Origin of the sequence: Fibrisoma montanum (genome assembly GCF_003583365.1) — a bacterium.
Classification (GTDB): domain Bacteria; phylum Bacteroidota; class Bacteroidia; order Cytophagales; family Spirosomataceae; genus Fibrisoma; species Fibrisoma montanum.
This window is the reverse complement of sequence record NZ_QXED01000007.1, coordinates 48,113-69,958: the sequence shown is the minus strand read 5'-3', so window position 1 is coordinate 69,958 and position 21,846 is coordinate 48,113. Positions and strand designations below refer to the sequence as shown.

At 52.9% G+C, this 21,846-nt stretch carries 35 protein-coding genes and 1 tRNA gene; 29 read left to right on the top strand and 7 right to left on the bottom strand.

The features are described from left to right. The first annotated feature begins 18 nt into the window (after positions 1 to 18). From DYU11_RS22825 to DYU11_RS22815, 3 genes are read left to right on the top strand one after another with little or no spacing between them, the layout of a single operon-like run. Positions 19 to 654, top strand: coding sequence for a DUF5367 family protein (locus DYU11_RS22825; RefSeq protein WP_119670049.1), 636 nt, complete (start codon positions 19 to 21; stop codon positions 652 to 654). A gap of 34 nt (positions 655 to 688) precedes the next feature. Further along, positions 689 to 1,750 carry a sensor histidine kinase gene (locus DYU11_RS22820; protein WP_147368017.1) on the top strand — a complete coding sequence of 354 codons (1,062 nt, stop codon included), beginning with the start codon at positions 689 to 691 and terminating at the stop codon, positions 1,748 to 1,750. Beyond that, the gene (locus tag DYU11_RS22815) at positions 1,747 to 2,517 is read left to right on the top strand and encodes a LytR/AlgR family response regulator transcription factor (protein ID WP_119670047.1); all 771 of its coding nucleotides are present in this window, start codon (positions 1,747 to 1,749) and stop codon (positions 2,515 to 2,517) included. Before DYU11_RS22820 ends, DYU11_RS22815 begins: the two co-directional genes overlap by 4 nt. A gap of 83 nt (positions 2,518 to 2,600) precedes the next feature. On the opposite strand, the gene DYU11_RS22810 is transcribed toward DYU11_RS22815, so the two are convergent. Next, positions 2,601 to 2,957, bottom strand: a complete 357-nt coding sequence (locus DYU11_RS22810) for an SPW repeat domain-containing protein (RefSeq protein ID WP_229365982.1) — start codon at positions 2,955 to 2,957, stop codon at positions 2,601 to 2,603. A 101-nt stretch (positions 2,958 to 3,058) separates the two neighbouring features. Then, complete coding sequence (locus DYU11_RS22805) at positions 3,059 to 3,706, bottom strand: DUF4142 domain-containing protein (RefSeq protein WP_119670045.1); 648 nt, start codon at positions 3,704 to 3,706, stop codon at positions 3,059 to 3,061. A 286-nt stretch (positions 3,707 to 3,992) separates the two neighbouring features. On the opposite strand from DYU11_RS22805, the gene DYU11_RS22800 reads away from it, so the two are divergent. Further along, entirely contained in the window at positions 3,993 to 5,213 is a 1,221-nt protein-coding gene (locus tag DYU11_RS22800) for an acyl-CoA dehydrogenase family protein (RefSeq protein WP_119670044.1), read from the top strand. Here the strand turns inward: DYU11_RS22800 and DYU11_RS22795 are convergent. From DYU11_RS22795 to DYU11_RS22775, 5 genes are all read right to left on the bottom strand, one after another. After that, positions 5,206 to 6,192 carry a helix-turn-helix transcriptional regulator gene (locus DYU11_RS22795; RefSeq protein ID WP_119670043.1) on the bottom strand — a complete coding sequence of 329 codons (987 nt, stop codon included), beginning with the start codon at positions 6,190 to 6,192 and terminating at the stop codon, positions 5,206 to 5,208. The genes DYU11_RS22800 and DYU11_RS22795 overlap by 8 nt on opposite strands. A 91-nt stretch (positions 6,193 to 6,283) precedes the next feature. Next, positions 6,284 to 7,783 carry a helix-turn-helix domain-containing protein gene (locus DYU11_RS22790; protein WP_119670042.1) on the bottom strand — a complete coding sequence of 500 codons (1,500 nt, stop codon included), beginning with the start codon at positions 7,781 to 7,783 and terminating at the stop codon, positions 6,284 to 6,286. A 302-nt stretch (positions 7,784 to 8,085) separates the two neighbouring features. Beyond that, positions 8,086 to 8,173: transfer RNA gene (locus DYU11_RS22785), tRNA-Ser, on the bottom strand. A 90-nt stretch (positions 8,174 to 8,263) separates the two neighbouring features. Continuing rightward, positions 8,264 to 8,776 carry a hypothetical protein gene (locus tag DYU11_RS22780; protein ID WP_119670041.1) on the bottom strand — a complete coding sequence of 171 codons (513 nt, stop codon included), beginning with the start codon at positions 8,774 to 8,776 and terminating at the stop codon, positions 8,264 to 8,266. Continuing rightward, a complete protein-coding gene (locus DYU11_RS22775; RefSeq protein WP_119670040.1) occupies positions 8,776 to 9,504 on the bottom strand; it encodes an XRE family transcriptional regulator in 729 nt (242 codons plus the stop codon). The genes DYU11_RS22780 and DYU11_RS22775 overlap by 1 nt, the downstream gene beginning before the upstream one ends. A 100-nt stretch (positions 9,505 to 9,604) precedes the next feature. Between DYU11_RS22775 and DYU11_RS33065 the strand changes: the two genes are divergently transcribed. The 25 genes from DYU11_RS33065 (at position 9,605) to DYU11_RS22670 (ending at position 21,843) form a co-directional block, all read left to right on the top strand. After that, complete coding sequence (locus tag DYU11_RS33065) at positions 9,605 to 9,838, top strand: hypothetical protein (protein WP_147368016.1); 234 nt, start codon at positions 9,605 to 9,607, stop codon at positions 9,836 to 9,838. A gap of 2 nt (positions 9,839 to 9,840) precedes the next feature. Further along, the gene (locus DYU11_RS33345) at positions 9,841 to 10,011 is read left to right on the top strand and encodes a hypothetical protein (protein ID WP_158600346.1); all 171 of its coding nucleotides are present in this window, start codon (positions 9,841 to 9,843) and stop codon (positions 10,009 to 10,011) included. A 162-nt stretch (positions 10,012 to 10,173) separates the two neighbouring features. After that, positions 10,174 to 10,395: a hypothetical protein gene (locus tag DYU11_RS22770; protein ID WP_119670039.1), complete on the top strand. Its 222-nt coding sequence runs from the start codon at positions 10,174 to 10,176 to the stop codon at positions 10,393 to 10,395. Continuing rightward, complete coding sequence (locus tag DYU11_RS22765; protein WP_119670038.1) at positions 10,396 to 11,004, top strand: hypothetical protein; 609 nt, start codon at positions 10,396 to 10,398, stop codon at positions 11,002 to 11,004. Further along, positions 10,989 to 11,258 (top strand): hypothetical protein, encoded by a 270-nt coding sequence (locus tag DYU11_RS22760; RefSeq protein WP_119670037.1) that lies wholly within the window; start codon positions 10,989 to 10,991, stop codon positions 11,256 to 11,258. Before DYU11_RS22765 ends, DYU11_RS22760 begins: the two co-directional genes overlap by 16 nt. A 2-nt stretch (positions 11,259 to 11,260) precedes the next feature. Beyond that, positions 11,261 to 11,650: a hypothetical protein gene (locus DYU11_RS22755; protein WP_119670036.1), complete on the top strand. Its 390-nt coding sequence runs from the start codon at positions 11,261 to 11,263 to the stop codon at positions 11,648 to 11,650. Positions 11,651 to 11,677: 27 nt separating this feature from the next. Next, positions 11,678 to 12,139 carry a hypothetical protein gene (locus DYU11_RS22750; RefSeq protein WP_119670035.1) on the top strand — a complete coding sequence of 154 codons (462 nt, stop codon included), beginning with the start codon at positions 11,678 to 11,680 and terminating at the stop codon, positions 12,137 to 12,139. Beyond that, positions 12,139 to 13,290, top strand: coding sequence for a PD-(D/E)XK nuclease-like domain-containing protein (locus DYU11_RS22745; RefSeq protein ID WP_119670034.1), 1,152 nt, complete (start codon positions 12,139 to 12,141; stop codon positions 13,288 to 13,290). The genes DYU11_RS22750 and DYU11_RS22745 overlap by 1 nt, the downstream gene beginning before the upstream one ends. A 24-nt stretch (positions 13,291 to 13,314) precedes the next feature. Continuing rightward, positions 13,315 to 14,073 (top strand): 3'-5' exonuclease, encoded by a 759-nt coding sequence (locus DYU11_RS22740; RefSeq protein ID WP_119670033.1) that lies wholly within the window; start codon positions 13,315 to 13,317, stop codon positions 14,071 to 14,073. A 2-nt stretch (positions 14,074 to 14,075) separates the two neighbouring features. Further along, positions 14,076 to 14,636: a hypothetical protein gene (locus tag DYU11_RS22735; RefSeq protein ID WP_119670032.1), complete on the top strand. Its 561-nt coding sequence runs from the start codon at positions 14,076 to 14,078 to the stop codon at positions 14,634 to 14,636. Beyond that, complete coding sequence (locus DYU11_RS22730) at positions 14,636 to 14,962, top strand: hypothetical protein (protein ID WP_119670031.1); 327 nt, start codon at positions 14,636 to 14,638, stop codon at positions 14,960 to 14,962. Before DYU11_RS22735 ends, DYU11_RS22730 begins: the two co-directional genes overlap by 1 nt. A 13-nt stretch (positions 14,963 to 14,975) precedes the next feature. Further along, positions 14,976 to 15,860 (top strand): hypothetical protein, encoded by an 885-nt coding sequence (locus DYU11_RS22725; RefSeq protein ID WP_119670030.1) that lies wholly within the window; start codon positions 14,976 to 14,978, stop codon positions 15,858 to 15,860. After that, positions 15,829 to 16,584, top strand: a complete 756-nt coding sequence (locus DYU11_RS22720; protein ID WP_158600345.1) for a hypothetical protein — start codon at positions 15,829 to 15,831, stop codon at positions 16,582 to 16,584. The genes DYU11_RS22725 and DYU11_RS22720 overlap by 32 nt, the downstream gene beginning before the upstream one ends. Beyond that, on the top strand, positions 16,559 to 16,918 hold the full coding sequence (locus DYU11_RS22715) for a hypothetical protein (RefSeq protein WP_119670028.1): 360 nt from the start codon (positions 16,559 to 16,561) through the stop codon (positions 16,916 to 16,918). Before DYU11_RS22720 ends, DYU11_RS22715 begins: the two co-directional genes overlap by 26 nt. Continuing rightward, positions 16,915 to 17,631, top strand: coding sequence for a class I SAM-dependent methyltransferase (locus tag DYU11_RS22710; RefSeq protein WP_119670027.1), 717 nt, complete (start codon positions 16,915 to 16,917; stop codon positions 17,629 to 17,631). The genes DYU11_RS22715 and DYU11_RS22710 overlap by 4 nt, the downstream gene beginning before the upstream one ends. Further along, positions 17,631 to 17,882 carry a hypothetical protein gene (locus tag DYU11_RS22705; RefSeq protein ID WP_119670026.1) on the top strand — a complete coding sequence of 84 codons (252 nt, stop codon included), beginning with the start codon at positions 17,631 to 17,633 and terminating at the stop codon, positions 17,880 to 17,882. The genes DYU11_RS22710 and DYU11_RS22705 overlap by 1 nt, the downstream gene beginning before the upstream one ends. Next, positions 17,879 to 18,118, top strand: a complete 240-nt coding sequence (locus DYU11_RS22700; protein ID WP_119670025.1) for a hypothetical protein — start codon at positions 17,879 to 17,881, stop codon at positions 18,116 to 18,118. Before DYU11_RS22705 ends, DYU11_RS22700 begins: the two co-directional genes overlap by 4 nt. Next, a complete protein-coding gene (locus tag DYU11_RS33845) occupies positions 18,118 to 18,243 on the top strand; it encodes a hypothetical protein (protein ID WP_262697147.1) in 126 nt (41 codons plus the stop codon). The genes DYU11_RS22700 and DYU11_RS33845 overlap by 1 nt, the downstream gene beginning before the upstream one ends. 30 nt (positions 18,244 to 18,273) lie before the next feature. Continuing rightward, complete coding sequence (locus tag DYU11_RS33060) at positions 18,274 to 18,510, top strand: hypothetical protein (RefSeq protein ID WP_147368014.1); 237 nt, start codon at positions 18,274 to 18,276, stop codon at positions 18,508 to 18,510. Positions 18,511 to 18,687: 177 nt separating this feature from the next. Further along, positions 18,688 to 18,912 (top strand): hypothetical protein, encoded by a 225-nt coding sequence (locus DYU11_RS22695; RefSeq protein WP_119670024.1) that lies wholly within the window; start codon positions 18,688 to 18,690, stop codon positions 18,910 to 18,912. Positions 18,913 to 18,991: 79 nt separating this feature from the next. Then, complete coding sequence (locus DYU11_RS22690; RefSeq protein WP_119670023.1) at positions 18,992 to 19,246, top strand: hypothetical protein; 255 nt, start codon at positions 18,992 to 18,994, stop codon at positions 19,244 to 19,246. 2 nt (positions 19,247 to 19,248) lie between these two features. Continuing rightward, complete coding sequence (locus DYU11_RS22685; protein WP_119670022.1) at positions 19,249 to 19,872, top strand: hypothetical protein; 624 nt, start codon at positions 19,249 to 19,251, stop codon at positions 19,870 to 19,872. 11 nt (positions 19,873 to 19,883) lie between these two features. Beyond that, on the top strand, positions 19,884 to 20,189 hold the full coding sequence (locus DYU11_RS22680) for a hypothetical protein (RefSeq protein ID WP_119670021.1): 306 nt from the start codon (positions 19,884 to 19,886) through the stop codon (positions 20,187 to 20,189). Positions 20,190 to 20,264: 75 nt separating this feature from the next. After that, positions 20,265 to 20,615 carry a hypothetical protein gene (locus DYU11_RS22675; protein ID WP_119670020.1) on the top strand — a complete coding sequence of 117 codons (351 nt, stop codon included), beginning with the start codon at positions 20,265 to 20,267 and terminating at the stop codon, positions 20,613 to 20,615. Then, positions 20,605 to 21,843: a terminase large subunit domain-containing protein gene (locus tag DYU11_RS22670; protein ID WP_119670019.1), complete on the top strand. Its 1,239-nt coding sequence runs from the start codon at positions 20,605 to 20,607 to the stop codon at positions 21,841 to 21,843. The genes DYU11_RS22675 and DYU11_RS22670 overlap by 11 nt, the downstream gene beginning before the upstream one ends. The last annotated feature ends 3 nt before the right edge of the window (positions 21,844 to 21,846 follow it).

Sequence of the window (21,846 nt, the reverse complement as noted above, 5' to 3'; positions counted from 1 at the left end):
AGTTAACGCTGTACTCGTATGAATCACTGGTTAGATCAATTCTCGCCCCAGACAGCCCGCAAAGTTGGCATTGGTCTGTTGATTATATCGTGTATGACCTGGCCAATGGCACTACTTGTTCCCTTTATTTCGCTGCCCGTTTCCGATGTTTTTAAAGCCGGTGCCATAGCGGTCTTTCTGGTGCTTGGCGAAGTCACGTTCGCCAGTTCATTGCTGCTGCTCGGTCGCAATTTTATGAAAGAGGTAATGGCGCTCATCAAGGTTACCGGCTCACAATCAGCTTCTTTTTTTGTGGGAGCCGGGTTCGTTATCTGGTTGTTGGCGACTATCTTCGTACGATTGGCCGGGCAGTACCTCTTCGTGCCGGGCGATACGTGGCTGACCATTGCAGCCTTTGCCGGGCTGACCGTACTGCTGCCGCTGCTGTTGTATTCGTTATATCGGTTCAAAAACGTAGACGATAATGAGCAGGTGAAGGCGGCCGTGCTGTTTGCCCTGCCTGGTATGGTGCTGGATGCCGGAACGGTGCTGTTTTTCCAGGATGTATTTCCAAACCTGTCGCCGGATGCCAACGTAGTGTTTGCGGCCTGGCTTTTCTGGGGCTATGCAATTGGCCTGCTGACCGGTTTTGTGCGAAAACAGCCGATCTGGTAGGATAGATTAAGTTGCTTAAACAGACGCAGACGCCGTGGTTTCTCCATTCAGAAAGTGGTTTCGGTGGGTTGGTACGCCCATAATGGGCCTGCTCATCTATTTGATCGTTTACTACGTCGACCCCAGATCCTTCGAAGTGCCGCCATACGTAGGGCCGAACGCCTGGAAAGCGCATTGCTTCGACATTTTTTCGTGCCTGATCGGCGCGTATATCCTCTCGGAACTGAGTTTGTGGGGGAACGATCAGCTTAACCGCATCCTGCCCTGGGAAGACCGGCCGCTGCTGCGATTTGTGCTGCAACTGCTCACCCTGGTTGTTGACAGTGTCGTTGTCATTGGCGGAATCGTGTGGGTAATCACCCTGATCGAAGAACCTAACTATCACTATACGGAGGGCGACTGGCTGAGTATCCGGCAGACCTTTGCGTTCGGTAGCCTGATGGCGCTGTTTATCAATGCCATCCAAACGGGTGAATACTTCTTTACGCGTTGGCGTACCTCCATGCTGGAAGCCGAACGGCTGAAACGGGAGTCTGTTGAAGCCCGGTTCGAGGCACTCAAAGGACAGCTCGATCCGCATTTTCTGTTCAATAACCTGAACACCCTGAGCTACATCGTCGAAGAAAACCCGCGCCGGGCGGTGGCGTTCATCGAAAACCTGTCGCTGGTGTATCGCTACGTATTGCAGAACCGCGATAAAACGCTGGTGCCGCTGCGGGATGAGCTTAAACTGGCTGAAGCGTATCTGTTTCTGCTGAAAAATCGGTTTGAAGAAGGCCTGCAGGTGACCATCGACGTACCGGATTGCGACCGCGACCGGCTTATCCCGCCCATGACGCTGCAACTGCTCCTGGAAAATGCCGTCAAACACAACGTTGTGAATGAACAGCATCCCCTCCAGATTACGCTGACCTGTAATGAGGCCGGCGAACTGGTGGTGCAGAATTCTTTGCACCGGCGGCAGCATGTCGAAGCCGGTACGGGCATTGGCCTGCAAAATATCCGACATCGTTACGAACTCCTCATTAACAAACAACCCGACGTGGTGGAGAATGGTCAGTCGTTTACAGTACGGTTACCGCTGATTGGAACATGAACGCGCTCATCATTGAAGACGAAATACCGGCTGCCCGCCGACTGACCCGCCTGTTGCAGGATGTTGACGATACCATTGAGGTAACGGGTATTGTAGACAGTATCAGTCAGGCCGTCGACCAGCTGCGCCGGAAGACCGATCTGGACGTAATCTTCAGCGATATTCACCTGTCCGACGGGTTGAGCTTTGAGGTATTCCGGCAGGTTGAACCGCCATGTCCGATCATTTTCACGACGGCCTACGATGAATACGCCATCCAGGCGTTTAAGCTCAACAGCATCGACTATTTGCTGAAGCCGATCGTGGCCGACGAACTGGAGCAGGCGCTGCTGAAATTCAGGAAAGGACGAAGTAGTCGTGGGGCGTTGTCTGTTCCTCTGCCCGGTATCGAGCAATTGATCCGCACTCTGAATCAGCCGCAGTCGTTGTTCCGGCAACGGTTTCTGGTGAGTCATAAAGATAGTTTTCTGCCCATTCTGGCCAGCGAGGTGGCTTACTTTTACTCCGAGAATAAAATTACCCGGCTGGTGCGGCCCGATGGGAAGTGGTTTCCGCTGCCCGAAACGCTCGAAGAACTGGCTGAGCAGCTTGATCCAACGCATTTTTTCAGGGCCAACCGGCAGTTTATCCTGAATATGAACAGCATCCAGGCCATTCATAAGCATTTCAACGGGAAACTAAAACTGGTTCTGACACCCGACCCGACCGATGAGGTAATGGTCAGCCGCGAACGGGCCGAAGAGTTCAAAGCCTGGCTAAATCAATAAAAATCAGGGTCAACGCTCCAGATCAAAAGCAAACAGCTCATGCCGTCAACCGGTGAACCTGGAACGTTGACCCTCGAACTAAATCAGTGCTTCGGCGTTTTCTGGGTCATCAGGCCGGCACCCAGGGCGAAAGCTCCCAGCAATACGTGCGGCAGGTACGTTTTCCTGGCAAAGCCGAATAGCCAGGGCGAGGCTACTAACAGCGCCCCCTCGGCTACGTCCAGAGACAGGTGCGTGGTCATCGGTAATTTCCGAACCGCCCCAAGCTCATAATCCGTGAAAAGCGAAGAGCCGAGCGCAGCGCCACCGGCCGCCAGGGGAACCCATTTGGCCGCGGGTTTGTCCGCAAAGCCGAACAGCCAGGGAGATGCCAGAAACAGACCTCCGCTGACGTAGTCGAGAATACCGTGTACTTTCGTTGGAATGAATCGCATAGTCATAGTACCTGAAACGTTTGATCAGTTGATAGGCAAAAAGCCAGCCCATCAGCTGGCTTTTTGCCTGATTAAACACTATTGATGCACTACGGATTAGCCAACAGTTAGCGTGAGCTGCCGCTGCCCGCCAACTGGTTAAGTTCATCGCGTGACACCTGGAGGTGCGTTTTCACCAGGGGGTGGGCCGCTTTGGCCAGGTTTTTCAGGCTTTGATCTTTGGCATCTGATTCTACTTTCGACATCACCCGGTCGAGCTTTTCGTGGCCGTTTACTCCGCTTTGCTGCACGTACTGACGGTCGAACTCCGCACCCGACAGTCCCTGCATTTTCGTCAGCATGGCCTGGGTTTCAGCGTCCGGCGTGGTAGGCAGCGTAACCCCTTTGGCCGAGGCAATCTCTTTCAGCTTGGCCGACAGACCCGTTTGTTCTTCTACCTCAGCCTGAGCCAGTTTCCGAACGTCTTCACTGCTGGCTTTATCAACCGCTAGCTGGCTGACCTGAAGCTGCATCATCCCCCCCATAGCTACCTGCTTCATCAGATCCTGATCGGCCTGCGACAGCGGAGCGTTGGTGGCATTAACGGCGGCAACCGCCTGGGCTCCCTGCTTGTTTTTGCTGTCAAATTCAGATGGGCTGTACTTGCCGATGGACGTAGTACCGCCGGACCGCATGGAACTGTTTTGCTGGGCGAACGAAACGCCGGTAACGGTTAGGGCGAGCAGAGCCCCGAGTGTAATTGCATTGGTTTTCATAGCGTTGTTTTTTTTAACAGAATGTGCAAAATGCAGATACGTAACTCACTATATAGACTTAGTGTTTTAGAATGTTAAGCAGAGGGCGTACAGACTGCTGCTTTAATGCCGGTCGGTCGGCGAACGATGGGCGGAATGAATCCTGATGAAGAAATTGGCCGCAAAACGGCGATCATCAAGTAGAGCTGTTTCAGCCCGTTCTTTTGTAGCCATTGCCGACGGTTTGGGTCGGCTGCGAAAAACGCCGATCTGGCAACAAGCCGCCTTTTTTTTGTGTTGACTTTGTATGCAAGCTACAACCCAGCCACAGCGCACCAAAAGCCGGGGAAACGGCTCCGACTCGTTTGAATCGCCGGATTTTTATCAACTCGATGACCTGCTCACGGCCGAACACAAACTGGTTCGGTCGTCGATGCGCACGTTTGTCAAACGCGAGATATCGCCCATCATTGAGGAGTATGCCCAGCGGGCGGAGTTTCCGGCGCAGCTGGTTCCCAAATTCGGGCAGATTGGGGCCTTTGGGCCAACCTTGCCCGTCGAGTACGGGGGCGGAGGTCTGGACTATATTTCCTACGGCCTGATGATGCAGGAAATCGAGCGGGGCGATTCAGGGATGCGTTCGACCGTGTCGGTACAAAGTTCGCTGGTGATGTACCCGATTTACCGGTATGGTTCGGAGGAGCAGAAACGTCGGTTGTTGCCCCGGCTCGCCAAAGGTGATCTGATTGGCTGCTTTGGCCTGACCGAAGCGAATCACGGCTCTAATCCCGGTGGCATGGAAACGGGCTTTATCGAACGTAGCGATTACTTTCTGCTCAACGGCTCGAAGCTCTGGATCACCCACGCACCCATTGCCGACATCGCTATCGTGTGGGCCAAAAACGAACAGGGAAAAATCCGGGGCCTGATTGTGGAGCGGGGCATGGAAGGCTTCAGCACCGCCGAGATTGAGCAAAAGTGGTCGCTGCGGGCCAGCACGACCGGCGAACTGATTTTTCAGGACGTGAAGGTGCCGAAAGAAAACCTGCTGCCCGAAGCGTTCGGTCTGAAAAGCGCGTTGTCGTGTCTGGATCAGGCGCGGTACGGTATCGCGTGGGGAGCGCTGGGGGCGGCTATGGACTGCTACGAGTCGGCACGTCGCTACGCACTGGAGCGGATTCAGTTCGACAAACCGATTGCCTCGTACCAGCTGGTGCAGAAAAAACTGGCCGAAATGCTGACCGATATTACGCTTGCGCAGCTGCTGTGCTGGCGACTCGGGATGCTCAAAAATGAAGACAAGGCTACCTCAGCGCAGATTTCAATGGCCAAACGCAACAACGTAGAGGTAGCGCTGCGGGTCGCCCGCGAAGCCCGTCAGGTGCTCGGAGGCATGGGCATCATCGGCGAGTACCCCATTATGCGGCATCTGATGAACCTCGAATCGGTGGTTACCTACGAAGGGACGCACGATATCCACCTGCTGATTCTGGGGCAGGAGATTACCGGCATCCCGGCGTTTAAGTAGCCGATCCGTCGTCGGTTAGCTGCCAGGCCGGTTCGCCCAGGTAATGGTCGCGCAGTTCGGCCGCCAGCTTCTGCATCATCGTCTGTAACGTTTCGGGGCTTTCGACCGTTACGGAGTGGCCGTACGAAATCAGCCAGCGGCAGAGCCCCTGCAAATACGGGGTCCGAAAGTGCATCCGGACGGTATCGCCCAGGTCTTCTTCGGCGTAGAAGCCGAAGTTGTAGCGTTGTTCCTGAATGAACCGGGCGGCTTTTTTCCGAAACACCACTGTCGCTTCCTGAGGGGTCGGCTGGGTGGTGGCTATGCGGTCGAGGTACTCCTGCAGCGACAGCCGTTCGAGCCGCGTAAATCGCTGGCCGGTACTGGTTAGCTGCCGGATGCGATCCACCCGGAAATCGCGGTAATCGTTGCGGCTCCGGCAGAAAGCGATCAAATGCCAGCCCGAGCCGTAGTGATACAGGCCGAGGGGTTCCACCTGCCGCTGGGAAACTACGTCGTTGTAATTGGAGAAATAATCAATCAGCAATACGTGCTGATCCACCACGGCCTGTTGCAGTTGGGTCAGCAGTTCCGTGGCGTAGGGCTGGGGCGTCAAGGGGCCGGATACGTCGAGGTGCGGCTCCAGATCGGCAATGTGCTCCTGGTCTCCCCGCTTCAGAACGGATTTGATTTTGTAAAGCGCCGACTCAAATTCCGCCCGCACCGACTGATCGGTCCATTTCTGAATCAGCTTGGCGCCAAACAGCAACGCGCTGATTTCGGCTTTGGTGAACATGACCGGCGGCAGGTGATAGCCTTCCAGAAAGTACCCGACGCCGGCTTCGGCACCGATGGGCACACCCGCTTCTTCCAGCGCCCGGACGTCGCGGTAGACGGTCCGCAGGCTGATGCCAAAGCGATCGGCCAGTTCCTGCGCCCGGACAACCCGTTTGGTTTGCAGGTGAATCAGGATAGCGGTCAGGCGGTCGATGCGGTTCATTGGAGCAGTTTAAAGGTCGAGGGTTAAACATGGGAAGCTGGCGCGAATCTAACGCCTGACCAGCACTACCGGTGAACCACAAACTAAAAAACTACCGTAGCGTTTCTACGGCTTTTTTCATGGCCTGGTACTGCCGTTTCTTTTGCAGCACCCGGGGAGCGGCAACGCGTTCGCGGCAGTCGAAAATGCCGCAGCGTTCGCAGGCTTCGTTGACGACCCGGAACGGAATGGCCTCGTCGGGGTTTTGCAGGAAACGGAGCTTGCGCTTCAAGGTGTCGTTCACGGCAAAGCACATCGACACGCTCATGTTCTGACGGGCTACGGTCGGTTGATTCTGCGGCTGGAACGGATGCGCCACCGAAATGATCAGGTACGTCTGTCCCGAATCGGCGTACTGCGAGAGTTGCGCCCGGCACAGCGCACCGTCAAACTGCTTCTGATTCTGGAGGGATGTCAGCTCCTGCAGACTGGTCAGGGCGACCCACCGCCGACAGAAATGTTCATCGACCATGCCCCGCGGCCCCTGCTGCCGCGACAGGTGCATTTCTTTCGTCAGGTCAAACTGGCTCTGCCCGGCTACGTTGTTGAAGCGGTAGAAAAACAGCTGATCAATGCCGAAGTGGCTGGGCAGTACGTTGCTGAGTCGATAAAAAAACTGCTCGGGGGTAGCGCCGAAGTCGGTAACGAGCTGCAGAAAAGCGTCGCTGTTCCACGTCTCCTGTTGAAACAACTCGTTGAGCCGGGCCACCAGCGCATCGCGCCGGATCAGCATGGCACCGGCAAAATACGAGGCTTTGTAGTTGTTCAGAATCTGCTCAAACGATTCGGCTTCCACCCACGAGTAGGTCAGCGGCCGGCTTTTCAGAGTGAGGTAGTGAAAGCCGGCTTCCCGCGCCAGCGTGAAGAGCCGTTGCTGCGCCGACAATCCGGCGTTGAGATAGAGGGTCTTGCTATCGGGACGAAACACCGACCGCAGCGGCCCCAGCTCAGGCTGCGTGAGCGGATCGAAATAAGCCAGCCGGATGTCGTAGCGGGTTTTAAGCAGGTTGGTCAGCAGGGCTTCGGTGATGGGTTGCTGCTGGGTCGTAAACTCGGTCAGGAAGCGGTCGGCGTCGGCTTCTATGTCGGGGAAATAATTATCGTGCATCTCCTGATACGACCGGAGCATGGCCAGATACAGCCGCTCGACGCTCATGTTGTAGCTCAGCGCAATATCCATGAACGTCCGGATCATGGCGCTGACTTTGGCTGGTGCTTCAGCGAGCAGTTCGAGCAGATCCGACGGGTCGATGCCGAAGAGTTCGAGCGGAATTTCGGTCAGGAACTTGGAGCGCAGCAGGTCGGAAATGGGCTCAAGTTTCTTGTTCAGCTTCAGCGACACCAGCGTATCGTAATCGACCCCGATGGCATTGGCCAAAGCCGAAATCTTGTCGGCTTTGGGGTATTTGCGCCCTTTTTCGATCTCGTTCAGGTACGACACGGACAAGCCCGACTGCTGGGCCAGTTCGCTGAGGGAAACGCCTTTATCGAGTCGAAGCTGGCGTAGTTTGAGGCCAAAAAGCAGGCGAATATGGTCAGCGGGGAGGTTCACGTTTAGTTCAAGCGTTCGTCAATGAAAATGAAAGCTAACAAAAAAGCCTCGTCAGCACAAGGTTGACAAGGCTTATGAAAACGGTACATCAGTTGCAGAGGGGATGTATTAAAAATCAGTCGCGATCCTAGCCTCAAATCAATTCAAACTTATACACGGTTGCAGAGAGGAAGGGATTCGAAGTCGAACGCGACCCCGGCCTCAATACACTTCAGGCGTATACACACATTAGCAGAGGGGAAGGGATTCGAAGTCGGACGCAACCCCGGCCTCAATACGCTTCAGGCGTATACACACGGTTGCAGAGGGGAAGGGATTCGAACCCTCGATACGCTTTAGACGTATACACACTTTCCAGGCGTGCTCCTTCAACCTCTCGGACACCCCTCTGTATGGTTTATTCATTTATCTGATATTCAATGCATTAACTAGGTGTGTTTAGTGTCTCAATTTTGTCTTTGTCTCAATTCGTGTCGCAGTTTACTTGCTGACGTAGATAAATAAGGCAACCGCTGCCGTGAACAGCAGCTGAACCGTACCGACAATGCGGTGCAGGGTAAGCTGCTGACTGTCATACTCAATGAAGTTAGATTCATCCTTAACCAGTCGAGTCCCGTTCGGTCGATGACCAGTCTTGTAGCGTTTATCCTGCACGTAAACCGTTTCTTGCTTCTGTCCGTATTCGCCAGTCTTCATAAAATGCTGAAGGGCTACCCACAGCAGCACAGCACAAGCTACGTAACCAAGGATTTTACCGAAGATGGCACCCAAGATGAACGGTACTGTTGAGGCCAGCACAAACAACACCAGATCGATGATCACCGACTTGATACCGTAGGCTGATGCAACCGGTTCTGATGGCTGCTGCTGACCACTGGAACCTTTAAAATCCATTCGGTAACGCAGACCAGGAACACCCGTGCCGACGGAGGCACCGCGCCGGCCGATGGTAACGTTTCCTATTTTTATTCGAGGTGTGAATTGAAAGCCCATTAGATTGCATTTTGATTTTCGTATCCTTTGACAAGAAACAGGTTTAGAATGTCAGCTTTTTCAACTGGATAATCTTTATAGTGGGGATTGTGAGAACGTAATATGATTAAAGCTGGATCAGTGGGATGAGGATCAATGTATTTAAGCAGACGGTACCCATCCAGTACGATCAAATAGATCTGGCCAAAATCAATGTACTTAAGATTCTTCAAGTGAAAGACGTACAATCGGGATCCGGGAAAAATCCGGTCGTACATCGAATCACCTTTAACGTTGCAGGCTATGCACCCTCGATATTGAGGTGCATATATATACCCCTCGGGCACTTCATCAATCTCATCAAAATACAGCTCAATAAGACCAGCAGTAATCTCAATGTCATAATAGGGTATATAATGCTCTGCATCTTCCTCCGGAATTTGAGAAAGATATAGCCGTGTTTTTTCAACCGGAAGAACCGGTGACAAGCCCATAGCGCGTGGTGTCAAAGAACGATTGCCATTCGATAACTCCTCTGCTGTTGTACCATATAGTTTAGCTATGCTTAACAATATGTCCCTAGACGGTTTAGTCTCATCGTTTTCGTATTGCGATACAGCGCCCTTCGTTACACCGAGCTTCTTGGCGACATAATCCAAAGTCCACTGTCTATCAGCGTACTTTAACTCCTCTCGCCGTTTCTTAAGCCTCTGACCAAGGGTCATTTCTACCTGTAGAGTTTCAAGCATCACTAAACTTTACTAAACATTTTTGTGGATAGGACTTGACTTGTATAGCTGTACTATACTATATTTACTGCACTTTCAAAGCACAATAATAGCACAATATATGCAAATTACTCCTAACCAAGCAACACAAGCGGATTTAAGTCTTAGTGAACGGCTTAAAAAAGCCTATGAACGGGTGTCTCCAAACTTGCGTCCGGACGCTGTAACGGCCTTTTGTGATTTCCATCGCATTCATCCCGATACATTCAGAAAGAAACGTGTAGGCCAGGCGGTAGTAACTGAACAGGAGTGTGAATGGATGGAGGCCTACCGGCCTTATAAAGTTCCTGCATAGCTATGGCCTCCTTTACGATCATCCGTGGAGGTCAGCACATCGACCAGCCAGAACCCAATCGCTACTCGGGTCAGGACGACTACCGCTACCTGCTTCGGGAGAAGATCAAAGCCCGCCACCGGGCTGATCGGGATAAAGCCATTTTGAGAGAGCGGGCCAAGAACGGCCAATAACGATACCAACCCGTGAGGGTAATTGGTGTGGAATACAATCGGGTAAGGCCGGGGGCACTGCTTCCGGCCCTTCTTTCCCCGAACGTTGGCCGCGCCAAAAGACAAAACCCAGCCAAGGGGCCGGGTCTGTTTGCATCAATTTCTTATAAACATCACAAATGTATGGCTTTTCAAGAATCAAACGCAAGCCCTCCCAATCCTGACGAATTGGCCAAGGCCATCCGGCAGGCCACCATTCAGTCATTGGAAGACCAGTTGGCCTTCGCTCAGATGTACCGCACGATGCTCATCGACATGATCGGTGAAAATGCCTGGGTCGTGATGATCACCCAGCACATTCAGACGCTCGAACTCCGAATCGCCCATCATAAAGTCACCGCGTAAATGGAAACGCTCATTGCTACTACGATTGAACAGCCAACCCTGAACGGCTTTCCTGGAAAGTTTATGCCGCTTGGCGTAGCTCAGTATCTGCAGGATGAAGGCTTCCGCACCATTGCCCGCCTGGGTGATCGCCGGGTCTGGGTTGAAACCAGCGGTGTGCAGGTAGCCACCGGGTCAGTGTCTCATCCGGACTACAACCTGACCAACTGGTCACTGATGATCCAGATAGGCGAAACCGGCACCATCATCATTAAGAACGTAATGACGGGTAATTACACCCAGATCAGCTCGACCGTCTATCAGGGTGCCAACATCATGTCGGTGCCGTTTTTAAAGACGCTGCTGGCTCATGCGGTGCAGGTAGGTCCGGTTATCGTGATTGATGAAGACGGTCTGGCCAGCCGTATTGAAGAAACGTTGTATCAGCTTCTTGATGCCGTTGTTGAGGTCGTCTGCACCTGGCTACCGTTTCAGGAGCAGGTTAAGGTTTGGGTGAAGCATGAGCAGCTGACGACGTCGTACCAGCGCTTCTTCCCCCAGGGCGCCCCGATTGTCAGCCTGGTGAGTGAGGATATCAAAAACGACCTGAGCCAATGGATGCCCGAGTGAACCGTTCCGTACCTCCGCGGGTGTTGCTAGGCTTCTGGGCCCGCGTCTGGTTGATGCTGCATCGTTCGTGGCTAGGGCTGGGTTTAATTGGCCTGCCGGCTCTGATCTGCATCGTTCGTATCCTGTTGAAGCTGTCGCTCTCTGGCCAGCTTTACGAACTGTTCTACTTCACCATCATGCTGCTGCCATTGCTCGGCCTGGCTGCAGTGCTGCTCAGTATCGACTTTCCCAAGGATTACCATAAAACCAAATAGACATGCCCGTAAAGACTTTCAATCTGTTAGAGTTTATCTCATTCGTTAACCTGCCTGATCTTAAGGAGAACGGCACCATCGGTTCATTCTTTGGCATTGATGCCGTCACGACCGCTCACATCATGGATACGATTCAGCAGGCCATGCAGGAAAACGCTGATCAGAAAGTAACGCTGATGGAGGGTATGCAGCACTGTGCTGAGGCTGTGGCCGGCGATATGGGTGAAGTCACGATCAACAAGATGCTGTTAATCGCCTTTGGCCTTGGTATGAAGCTGCAGGAGCAGCGCGAAATCACGGCCCGCATGGAAGCCATGCAGCAGTTCGCTACCCACATCAAATCCGGCACCGTAGAAACTAAGTCCTTTACTGGTCCGGTGGCCGAGGCTTAATCAATCAATCATCAATTTCTTATCAATATGGCAAAGTCCGAAACGGCCGAATTATCGCTGGCCACCACCCCCCAGACGCTTGATGTGCAGGCGTTTGATCTGACCAACAACAACCTGCCTGATCTGGAGTCGGCCCATGAGATGCCGCTCGACTTCATGTCGGATTACTGGACACCGGAGAACATTGGAGAGTCCAAGCGGGTGTTCTTCGTCAAGATCGACAAGTCCCTGGTTCGGGACATCAACGATGCTGAAGTCGTTCATGAGCTACCGTGTGCCTTCTTTCTCGAACGCACGCCTAAAGGGGAGGTTCGGCAGATCCGAAACGGATCCAAACGGTTAGTGGGTGCGCTGGAAGTGGCCTATGAGCAGGCGATGATCCAACGCGGTACCCCCCTGTTGATTACCTACCTGGGTAAGAAGTCGAACAAGACTAACAGCTTTAAGTCGGATAACTGGTCAATCAAACCGTTAGTGATCAACGTCTGATGGAAGCCGGTCTGTTTGATACTCTAGAGCAGGCCGTAGCCGGTGGGGAGTTTAATCCCACCGGCTACGATCCGGCCGATTATGCGGACATGAACACGGTGATCCGCTTCATCCGCAACCGTCGTAAGATCGTGGGTGCTGACCTGGTGAAGCTGGCTCAGAACGGTGAGGTGATACGGGATTCGTTCGGCAAATACCTGTCCAGCCCGCACCTGTCCAGCAGCGCCCTGAAGGAGATCCACAAGACGCCCCTCCACTTCTGGTGTGCCCTGCATGAGCCGAAGATCAGGCCCGAGAAACGGGCGTTTGATCTGGGTACGTGGTGTCACCTAGCCTTTCTGGAGCCCAACAAGTTTGACCGGGTACTGGTCGAACCTCGGGCCTCGCTCTCGACGACCGAAGGGGTTACCCGGTTGCTTAGCTTCTGGGAACGTAAGCTCAAAAACGTCAAGCGGGGTGATCGGTCGTTGATCACCTACTGTCAGGCGCTGATCAAGAAACGTGGGCTTAAGCTCGATAAGATGGACGGCCGTAAGGCATTGCTGCAGGCGTACCGGGATTATTCGGGGTTTACCTGCATCGATGCCCGCACCAAAGAAGTGATCAAACTCATCAAGCGGCATTATCACCTCTACGGTGGTGGTCTGCTCCCGGAACTGATGCAGGGTGCCGTACCCGAGTGCAGCTTCTACTCGCACGATGCCGAAACCGGCCTTCCGGTCAAGGTCAGGCCCGACGCCTTTCTGCTGGAGGAGAATGCCGGGGCTAACCTGATCATATCGTTTAAGACCACTAGTGCGGATTCGGTATCGAAGTTTGCCTACGACGCGGCCAAGTACCGCTACCAACTCGCTGAGGGCATGTACCTCGACGTAATGAGTCAGGTAACAGGTCGTCAGTTTTCGGGCGTCATCACCGTCATGCTGCAAACCGTACCGCCTTACCTGCCGGCCGTCTTCTGGTGGGATGCTGAATTCCTGGCTGCCGGCAAGTACATGTATCGCCAGGCACTCACCCAGGTCAAGCAATGCACTGAATCCGGTTTATTTCCGGGCTTTGATGCCTTTGCCGAACATCCGGATGATATGGGTCTGATCCCCTTTCGACTGCCTGAGTGGTCACTACGTGAGCTGACGCCTACTGGTCTATAACCTTTCACCTGAAACGCTGCTGCTATGCTTCAACTGAAACGACCGATTGTCTTCTTTGACCTGGAAACCACCGGGCTGGACAAAGAGAATGATCGTATTGTACAAATTGCCCTTTACACGCTGTTACCCGATTTGACGACCGGTGCGCTGGTTTCCTACCTGGTCAACCCAGGTCAGCCCATACCGGCATCTGCCTCGGCCATTCACGGGATCACGGATGCCGACGTCGCGGATCGGCCGTATTTCCGCGATATCGCCGGAGAGGTGTTCGCTCACTTTATCGGCTGCGATGTGGGTGGCTTCAACTCCAACGCCTTCGACGTACCGTTTCTCTTTAATGAGTTTATGCGGGCGGGCTTCACCTGGGACGTCAACGTATTCTGCATGGTCGACGTGGGTAACCTCTACAAGATCCGCGAACCCCGCACCCTGTCGGCAGCCGTAGAGTTCTACTGTAAGCGACAGATGCAGCAGGCCCATGATGCCCGGGTCGATATCACCGAAACGGTCAACGTCTTTCTGGCTCAGCTCCTGCGGTACACCGACCTGCCGACCACGATTGAGGATCTGGCCGTCTACACCAATCACGGATGTAGGGTGGCTGATCTGTCGGGCAAGTTCTACTACGATGCCGACGGCGGGTTACGCTTCAACTTCGGCAAGCATCGCGGTGAGCTGGCCAAGGAACACCTTGACTTCTGCTACTGGATGTATTACAAGGCCGATTTCCCATCAGATACTAACTCGATTCTTTACGATCTCCTCCACGAAAAACCTTTTTAATCATGGCAGAACTAACTGAAAATATCCCCTACAAGCATTTCTACACCGTTCAGGAACGCGATGATCTAAGCCGTAAGCTGGCCGAACAGCAGCTCAAGAAAGTGGAGCTGGAGGACGAAAAGAAGGCAGTCACCTCCGATTACAAGGCAAAGATCGATTCGGTGCAGTCCAGCATCAATCTGCTCAGCAGGGACGTGATCAACGGCTACACCACGAAGATGGTACTGGCCCGCAAGACAAAGGATTTCGACCGTAAGGTTTGGGTCTACACCCATCCGGACACGGAGGAGGAAATCAAGACCGTACCGCTGACCGGTGCTGACTTGCAGATGGAAGTAGAGCTGACGGAGGAGGAGCTGACGGAGGAAACTACTGAGATGGCTACGGATCAGACGGCTGAGGATGATGAGCCAGGCGAACCCACCGAGGAGGCTGAACCGGTTCAGGAGCAGCCGCAGGAGTCGGAGGATGACGCCTGGAACCGGCTTTCGGAAGCGGATCCGGATTATCAGCAGGACGTACAGGAGATGAGCAAACGCAGCCCAAAACGCCGGAAGAAGTAATGGAGCGCTACGAAATCATTAATACACTGCTGGCCATCGAAGTGCGCCTGGCCAGCAGTGGTAACGCTGAGGAAGCTGAGCGCGTAGAAACCATCCGTAAGGAAGTTACCCGCTACCTGGATGGCTTTAGTAACGTAGTGGCAACGGCTACGACGACCCGTAGTCTGCAAAAGCAATACTTCAAAGCACGCAAGGCCGGTCAGAGTTACGATGCGACGAAGCTACTGAACCAGTCGAAGGATGCTGAGCAGATTCTGGATAATGTAATCAAGTTCTGGACCGATGAGCTGAGCGCTCAACCACCCGTGCAGGGAACGTTGTTCTAATCCATTTTTACCTATGAGTTACATTGATTATATGAACCGTTTCTGGCAGGCTGACCGGATGCATTCCTTTACCGGGAACGAATCTCGGGTCTATTATGCGCTGCTGAACGAGTTCAGTTCACAGGGGAAACGCGATCAGTGGCCGGATGAATTACGGCTGATGGACGCCCGTTTCTCGGCTCAGATTGGCCAGTCGGTGAACACCTTTAAACGCTGTCGGAACCGGTTGTTTGACCTGGGTCTGATCGATGTAACGACGGTAGGAAGTGGTAGTCGAACGGGAGCTGTCTACCGGTTGAAAGTGTCAAAAAGAATGTCAAAAAATGATACTCTTTCTGACACTTTCCCAACCGAAGAATGTCAAAAAGAATGTCAAAAAGAGTATCAAAATTTGACAGTCTCCCATATATATAATGAATTCCAGACAAAAGAGACTCTAGACTCTCTCACTTCGTTCGAGAATGCGCTCCCCGATGATGGTGAGGTTTTGGAAGTGGAAGCCGAGGAGGTGACTGGCTCATCTCTCGACGACAAACAAAGCCCATCAACCCCCGATTCCGCGGCCCCCCCTTCTTCCCGTTCGCCCATGGTTCGCCCGACGCTGGAGCAGATCAAACGGCACTTCAACCTGATGATGGGACCGGACTGGCTGGCCGAGGATTTTTTCGACCACTACGAATCGAACGGCTGGAAGGTAGGCCGCAACCCGATGAAGAAATGGCAAGCCGCTGCTAACAAGTGGATTCGTGATTACAAACAATCGCCAAACAAACAAGCCAATGGCCAAGGCAGAACTTCCCGCACGAATGGCGCCAACCGGCATAACCAAAGCCGAGCCGAGTCCGGAGCTGAAATTGATCGACTTGTTGAAGAATACTTCGGCGCTGGATATAGCTAAGGCGCAACCCGAAACGGCCATTGTGCCGCTGCTGGCCCTCCAACGAAACATCACCCTGGAGGTGGCTGCTACCTCGCCGACGGTTCGCCAGGTTGAAAAGACGCTCGGTCAGCCGACACTGCTTAAGCTGGTTTGTGTGCTGCTTCGCTTCTTCAACGATAGTTTGAACACCACCCTGCAGATGACACCGATGCAACTCTTTGAATGCGCTCAGTTGTGGTTGGAGCTGTTTCCCAACGAAACCGTAAAAGACCTGGTGTTGTGTTTGAAGCGGGCCAAGACCGGTCACTACGGACCCATCTACAACCGGATCGACATCAGTGTGATCAATCACTTCTTTCGGCAGTACCTGACCGAAAAGGCGAACTGGGGTGAACAACAGGCCAGCAAGTACAAGGGGAGTCTGAACGGTCGTGATCAGGGCGTACTGCCGGCCTTGCCCGACGATCAGCGCAAGGCATTGATCCAGCTCACCAAGAGGCCCGAGATTCGTCCGACCTCACTCGATGGACTGAAGCTGACCGACCGGATGTATCTGGAATGGCTACGTAAGAACGTCAAGACCCTCGAGCTGGAGTTGTTGCAGGACATTGCCTTCCATGCGTCCCAGAAGAATTCACAGGAAGCCTTAGCCCTGGTGGATGCTGAACTGATCCGACGGTCGAACCAGACGGCCGATGCTACTAACCAGATTGACGATGCGAACCGAACTTATCATTCCTGAACACGTACCCTCGCTGAACGGCAAAGGCGGCATGCTCCGTTCGCACTGGTCCAAGAAGACCGCTATCATCAAGAAGTACCGCTGGTTCTTTCGGTCGCTGACGACCAATCAGCACAAAGGTCAGGTCCGCATGACGATTACCCGCATGAGTCTGAACCCCACTATGGACTATGATAACCTGGTCGGCTGTTACAAACACCATGTCGATGCGATCAAGGCTGCCGGCATCATTACCGACGATGGTCCCAAGGTCATTGTCGAATCCAGATACGAACAGGTTCGGGCCCTGGATAAAACCCAGCAACGTACCCTTATTCTCATTGAAGACGTATGAGCTGTATAGAGCAATCCCCACCATTACTCACCACTGACTGCACCCGTGAGGTTTCGATCGACTGGCTGCAACCGACGCCATCAAAGGCCAAACAGAAGAAACTGTTTCGGCAGCAGATCATGTCGGTGTCTTACGATCAGAACGAATTGCTACAGAACATCATTGAGCTGCATTTGCCGGAAGGTATTCAGGTTGATGCCACTTACGGCTATGGTCAGTTCTACACGGCCATTCCGCGGCCGGAGTACTGTTTTGACATTGCACCCAAGAAGCCCGAAGCGGTAGTTGCCGATTCTCGGCAACTACCGCTGGCTGCCGGCACCATCCGGTCGATTATGTTTGATCCTCCCTTTGTGGTAACTAACCATAAGACCAGCGATGAGTACGTGATGGGGAAGAAGTACGGAGCCTACCGCACGATTACTCAGCTTCGTGAGCATTACAAAGCCTCTCTCGACGAGTTCGCCCGGGTCCTGCGTCCCTATGGTATGCTCGTTTTTAAATGTCAGGATTTTGTACATGGCCGCAAGAACTACTTCATCCATAACGAAGTACTCGAGCTGGCCAAGGAAGCCGGATTCAAACCTGTGGACTTGTTCATTTTGCTGGCCAAGAACCGCTTCAACGGAGCCGTGAACTTTCAGAATCACGCCCGGAAGTTTCATTCGTATTTCTGGGTATTTAAGCGGTCAGGTAAAAAAGATCAGGACTGATGGGCTATACGACGATTGGAGACAGCCGCGGCATTGAGCGGCTGGTTGCGTTCAACCAGGTACGGTTGCAGCAGTACACCGAGCGAACTGGACAGACCCGCATTCAGGTCATTGATCAGCTCATGAAAGCCTTTGGCCGGGACTGCAACCAGGCGGCTGTTAATGCGCTAATGGATCCGGTAGTAGATCCCGAGTATAGTTCTGAAACGTACCGACAGTTACATGCTGATATTCTCGCAGGACGGCTATGACAACGATTGATGCAGCGACCGTTATCGAACGGATGCGCTTCTGGAAGAAACAGCCCGACGTTGCCTGCTTCAACTTTTCAGAGCAGGGTGTACGCCGGGGTACTCATTATCCCAACATTGTACTGGCCAATGGATCGGGCTACATGCTCACTTGGCCCGGCGATCATGAGGAGGCTGTAAGGCATCAGCAGAAACTAACAAGCGGATCAAAACCTCAACAACTTGCCCTATTCTGATGAAACCTTATACGATTTGGAAATTCGATTTCACGCCTGGCTATCCCTTCATGGTGGCCACGGCCTACCAGCCGGTTTATCGAAGCGATGAACGGCCACAGCATTTGATTGTCTGGCTTAACTAATCGTCTGCCTGTCGTTAATGGCAATATACTATGTCGTTCAATTCTGATTTAATGGTCATGGATGAAATGGCCGATTGTGACATGGACATTCGGTGCAGCACAACAATGGTTAGTGCTCAATCTTGCAGTCAAGGCGGGCATGTAACGATGGGTGTTGATGCCGACAGTTTGCTGAAGCTGTTTACCGGTGAGTCGGTAGCCGTGCTGTATATCGTCAATAAGAAAGAGTTTTTTGGTATTAAGAAGGCTAACAAAGAAGCAAGCTAACCATCATGCTTGAATGTCCTGAATGTGGAGGGGGTATGCTGCCCGATTATGACGATGACGATTACAGCGCCGACCCACAGCCAGCAGGTTTTTACTGTCCTGGCTGTGGGTACATCGGAACCGATGTGGGTAAGAATGACGATGAGTTTGATGATGAACCTTATTACTTAGACGACGATGACAACCAGACAGCCAAACATTGAATGGGTAGAAATTACCAAAAAACAGCCAGACGGCGAAGTGTTAGCTATCGGCTATCAGGACGAAATGCTAATCGGCTACTGCCACAAACAAGGCGACCAGTACGTTTGCGAAGCGGAAGGTGTTGTACTTGAACGGGTAACGCACTGGATGGATTTAGGCGAACTTCGCGTTTTGCGACGGCTGCAATCAGGTAGCTAACTTACCCGACTGACCAAGGCTGAGGGCGTGATCATTGAAAGTCAGCGGATCTCATTTACTCAATTCAAATTGTAATTACATGTCTGATTCTTTAACCCCACGAAACTGGAAAGTAGGCGATGTTTGCCAGACCCCTGAAGATGACTCCGAACCGTTCGTCGTCATCGACGCGCACCCCAGCCGTGAGTACATGACCGTGGTAACCATCCGTGGCCAGACTATGCAGGTGCTAACCTCTGAAGTCATGGGCGTTAAGATCAACGCCTTTGAGTTGTACATTGCTTGTCTGGAGGGAGGAGTAACCCACCTATGGGACTTTTTAACTAACGATTGATCATGATACAGAACGGTAAAAACTACCTCCTCACCCTGGACAACTGGTTTGTGGCACCCGATGGGAAAGAGTACATGGCCGTATGGGGTAAGTGCACGGTGCGGCAGTGCAGCGAGGCTTTGGGATTTAATCCCACCCGATCATCCAACTGGATTGTGGAGGTGGATGATGGAAAAATGATTGTGGCCGGCTGCCAGCTGCACTTTGCCGTTCAGACCGATGAGCCGCCTAAAATACAACTTGGTACATACACCAGTGATGAAACCAAGCTGTTGCGACCAGTGAACCGCATTTATATTCCCAGCATGAACATTAACACGTTTATGAGCTTAACCTGGGATTTATTGGATAGGGGGTTTGCGCCTAAGAATAATCAAAATCTTTCAAAACAGGGTGCGGACACTGATAGGGGAATATGGCGCAGAAGTGATGTATCCATGAAGCTATATAGACAGTTGCTTAACGGTTTTTCGCCGAATGGCCGACCGGATTTTACGTTACAGGATTGCATAGATAATGGCTTAACGGTGCAAGCATTCATCAATAGGCGAAATGTCGGCAAACATCTGCTTTTTGAACTGGAGGATCTTTGTAAAAAGGAAAATGTTAAGCTGCCGAATGAATAAAAAATGGAGCGATGAAAAACAAACGAACCTACCCAACCGACACCCAAGCGGGCATTCGTCGCATCAACGAAATCCAGAATCTGCCGGTGAAAGAACTAACGGATGATGAGGTAGTAAAGCTGTTTTTTAAGCGGTTTGATGCCAAAGCCCTGGTTATGCTCTATGAGGATGATAAAGGCCAGCGGTACTTATTTGGCCGGCTGTATCATCGCAAAAACATCATTAATCGTTATCGGGCATTGGTTCGATATATTGAATCCCTTTCCACTCTATTGCTATTTAGTAGGGACGTTCGGCAGATATCCGACAATGAGTAATTTTAGACAGCTAAAGGTGACTATTGACATGCTGGCAGCTTACTGGCCTGGTATGTTAAACTAACATGAAATAACATGCCATTCGAGAAAGGTAAACCACGACCCACAGCGGCTGGCCGAAAGGAAGGGACACCCAACAAGGCCACCGAGGTGCATCGGGCCTTCTGGCAGGACATCGTTAACCAGCAGGCCGGACGGATCACGACGGCGTTGAACGCGGTCTACAAAGAAGACAAGGCGGAGTTTCTGAAGATCGTTATGAGCATGACCGAATTCGTTATGCCCAAGCTGGCCCGCACCGAAATAACCGGAGCGAAAGGCGAACGAATTAAAGTAACGCTTGATCTGGGAGGTAGTTTCATGGCCACGGCCGGAGCGGACGATGCCGGCGAAGATGAAGACGATGATCTGACCGATGGAGATTGAATACGCCCGGCCTTACCTGACCAATTACCAGCGGGCGATCATTGACAGTCCAGCCCGTTTCACCGTCACCGAAGCCTCGACTAAAGTCGGTAAGACGGCCAGTCACATCGTGTGGCTGTTTGAGCAGGCGTTGCAGGGCGGTGACGGTAATGAGTACTGGTGGGTAGCGCCGGTCTTCGTTCAGACAAAAATCGCCTTCAAACGGCTGTGCCGACAGGTCAAATCCTCAGCAGCCCACCAGTGGAACTTCTTCAAACAAAACAAATCGGAACTCACTCTAACGCTGCCGAACGGTGCCGTGTTAGTCTTCAAATCGGCTGACAATCCGGATAGCCTGTATGGTGAGGATGTGCAGGCCGCGGTCTTCGATGAGTTCACCCGCGCCAAAGAGGAGGCCTGGTTCGCCCTGCGATCGACGCTCACGGCCACCCGGGGTAAGTGCAAGTTCATCGGTAACGTACGCGGCCGGGATTGGGGTTACAAGCTGGCTCAACGGGCGAAGAACGGCGCCGATCCCGATTACCAATACTTCAAGATCACTGCCTGGGATGCTGTTGCCGCGGGCATACTCTCACGCCGGGAAGTGTTGCAGGCCAAGCGCGATCTACCCAAGCACGTATTCGATCAACTGTACCTGGCTGAACCGGTCGATGACGGATCCAATCCGTTCGGCTACAACTTCCTGCAGGCTGCCGAACGCGCCGGCCTGTCGGGTGGCTCTCTGGCCAGCCTGGGTATTGACCTGGCTCGTAAGGTCGACTGGACGGCGATCGTCGGACTGGACAGCAACGGTGGCACCTGCCGGCTTGACCGCTTCCGGAAAGATTGGGGCCAGACCAAAGACACGATTCGGGCACTGCCCGATGTGCCGACGACGATCGATAGTACGGGCGTCGGTGATCCGATCCTTGAGGATGTGCAGAAAGGACGGCGCAACACACAAGGCTACAAGTTTACCCAGATCAGCAAACAGCAGCTCATTGAAGGACTGGCCGCGGGCTTGCAGCGGGGAGAGGTAACCTTCCCAAAGGATACGCCATTAGCCGATGAATTGTATAGCTTTGAGTACGTACATACCCGAACGGGCATCCGCTATGCCGCACCGGAGGGTTTGCATGATGACTGTGTGATGGCGCTGGCACTAGCCTATCATCAATTCAGGCATCAGCCACCGAAACCAACCGCCCGGGCCAAACGAGTTCGGGTGAAATCAGCAACCAACTGGTAAGAC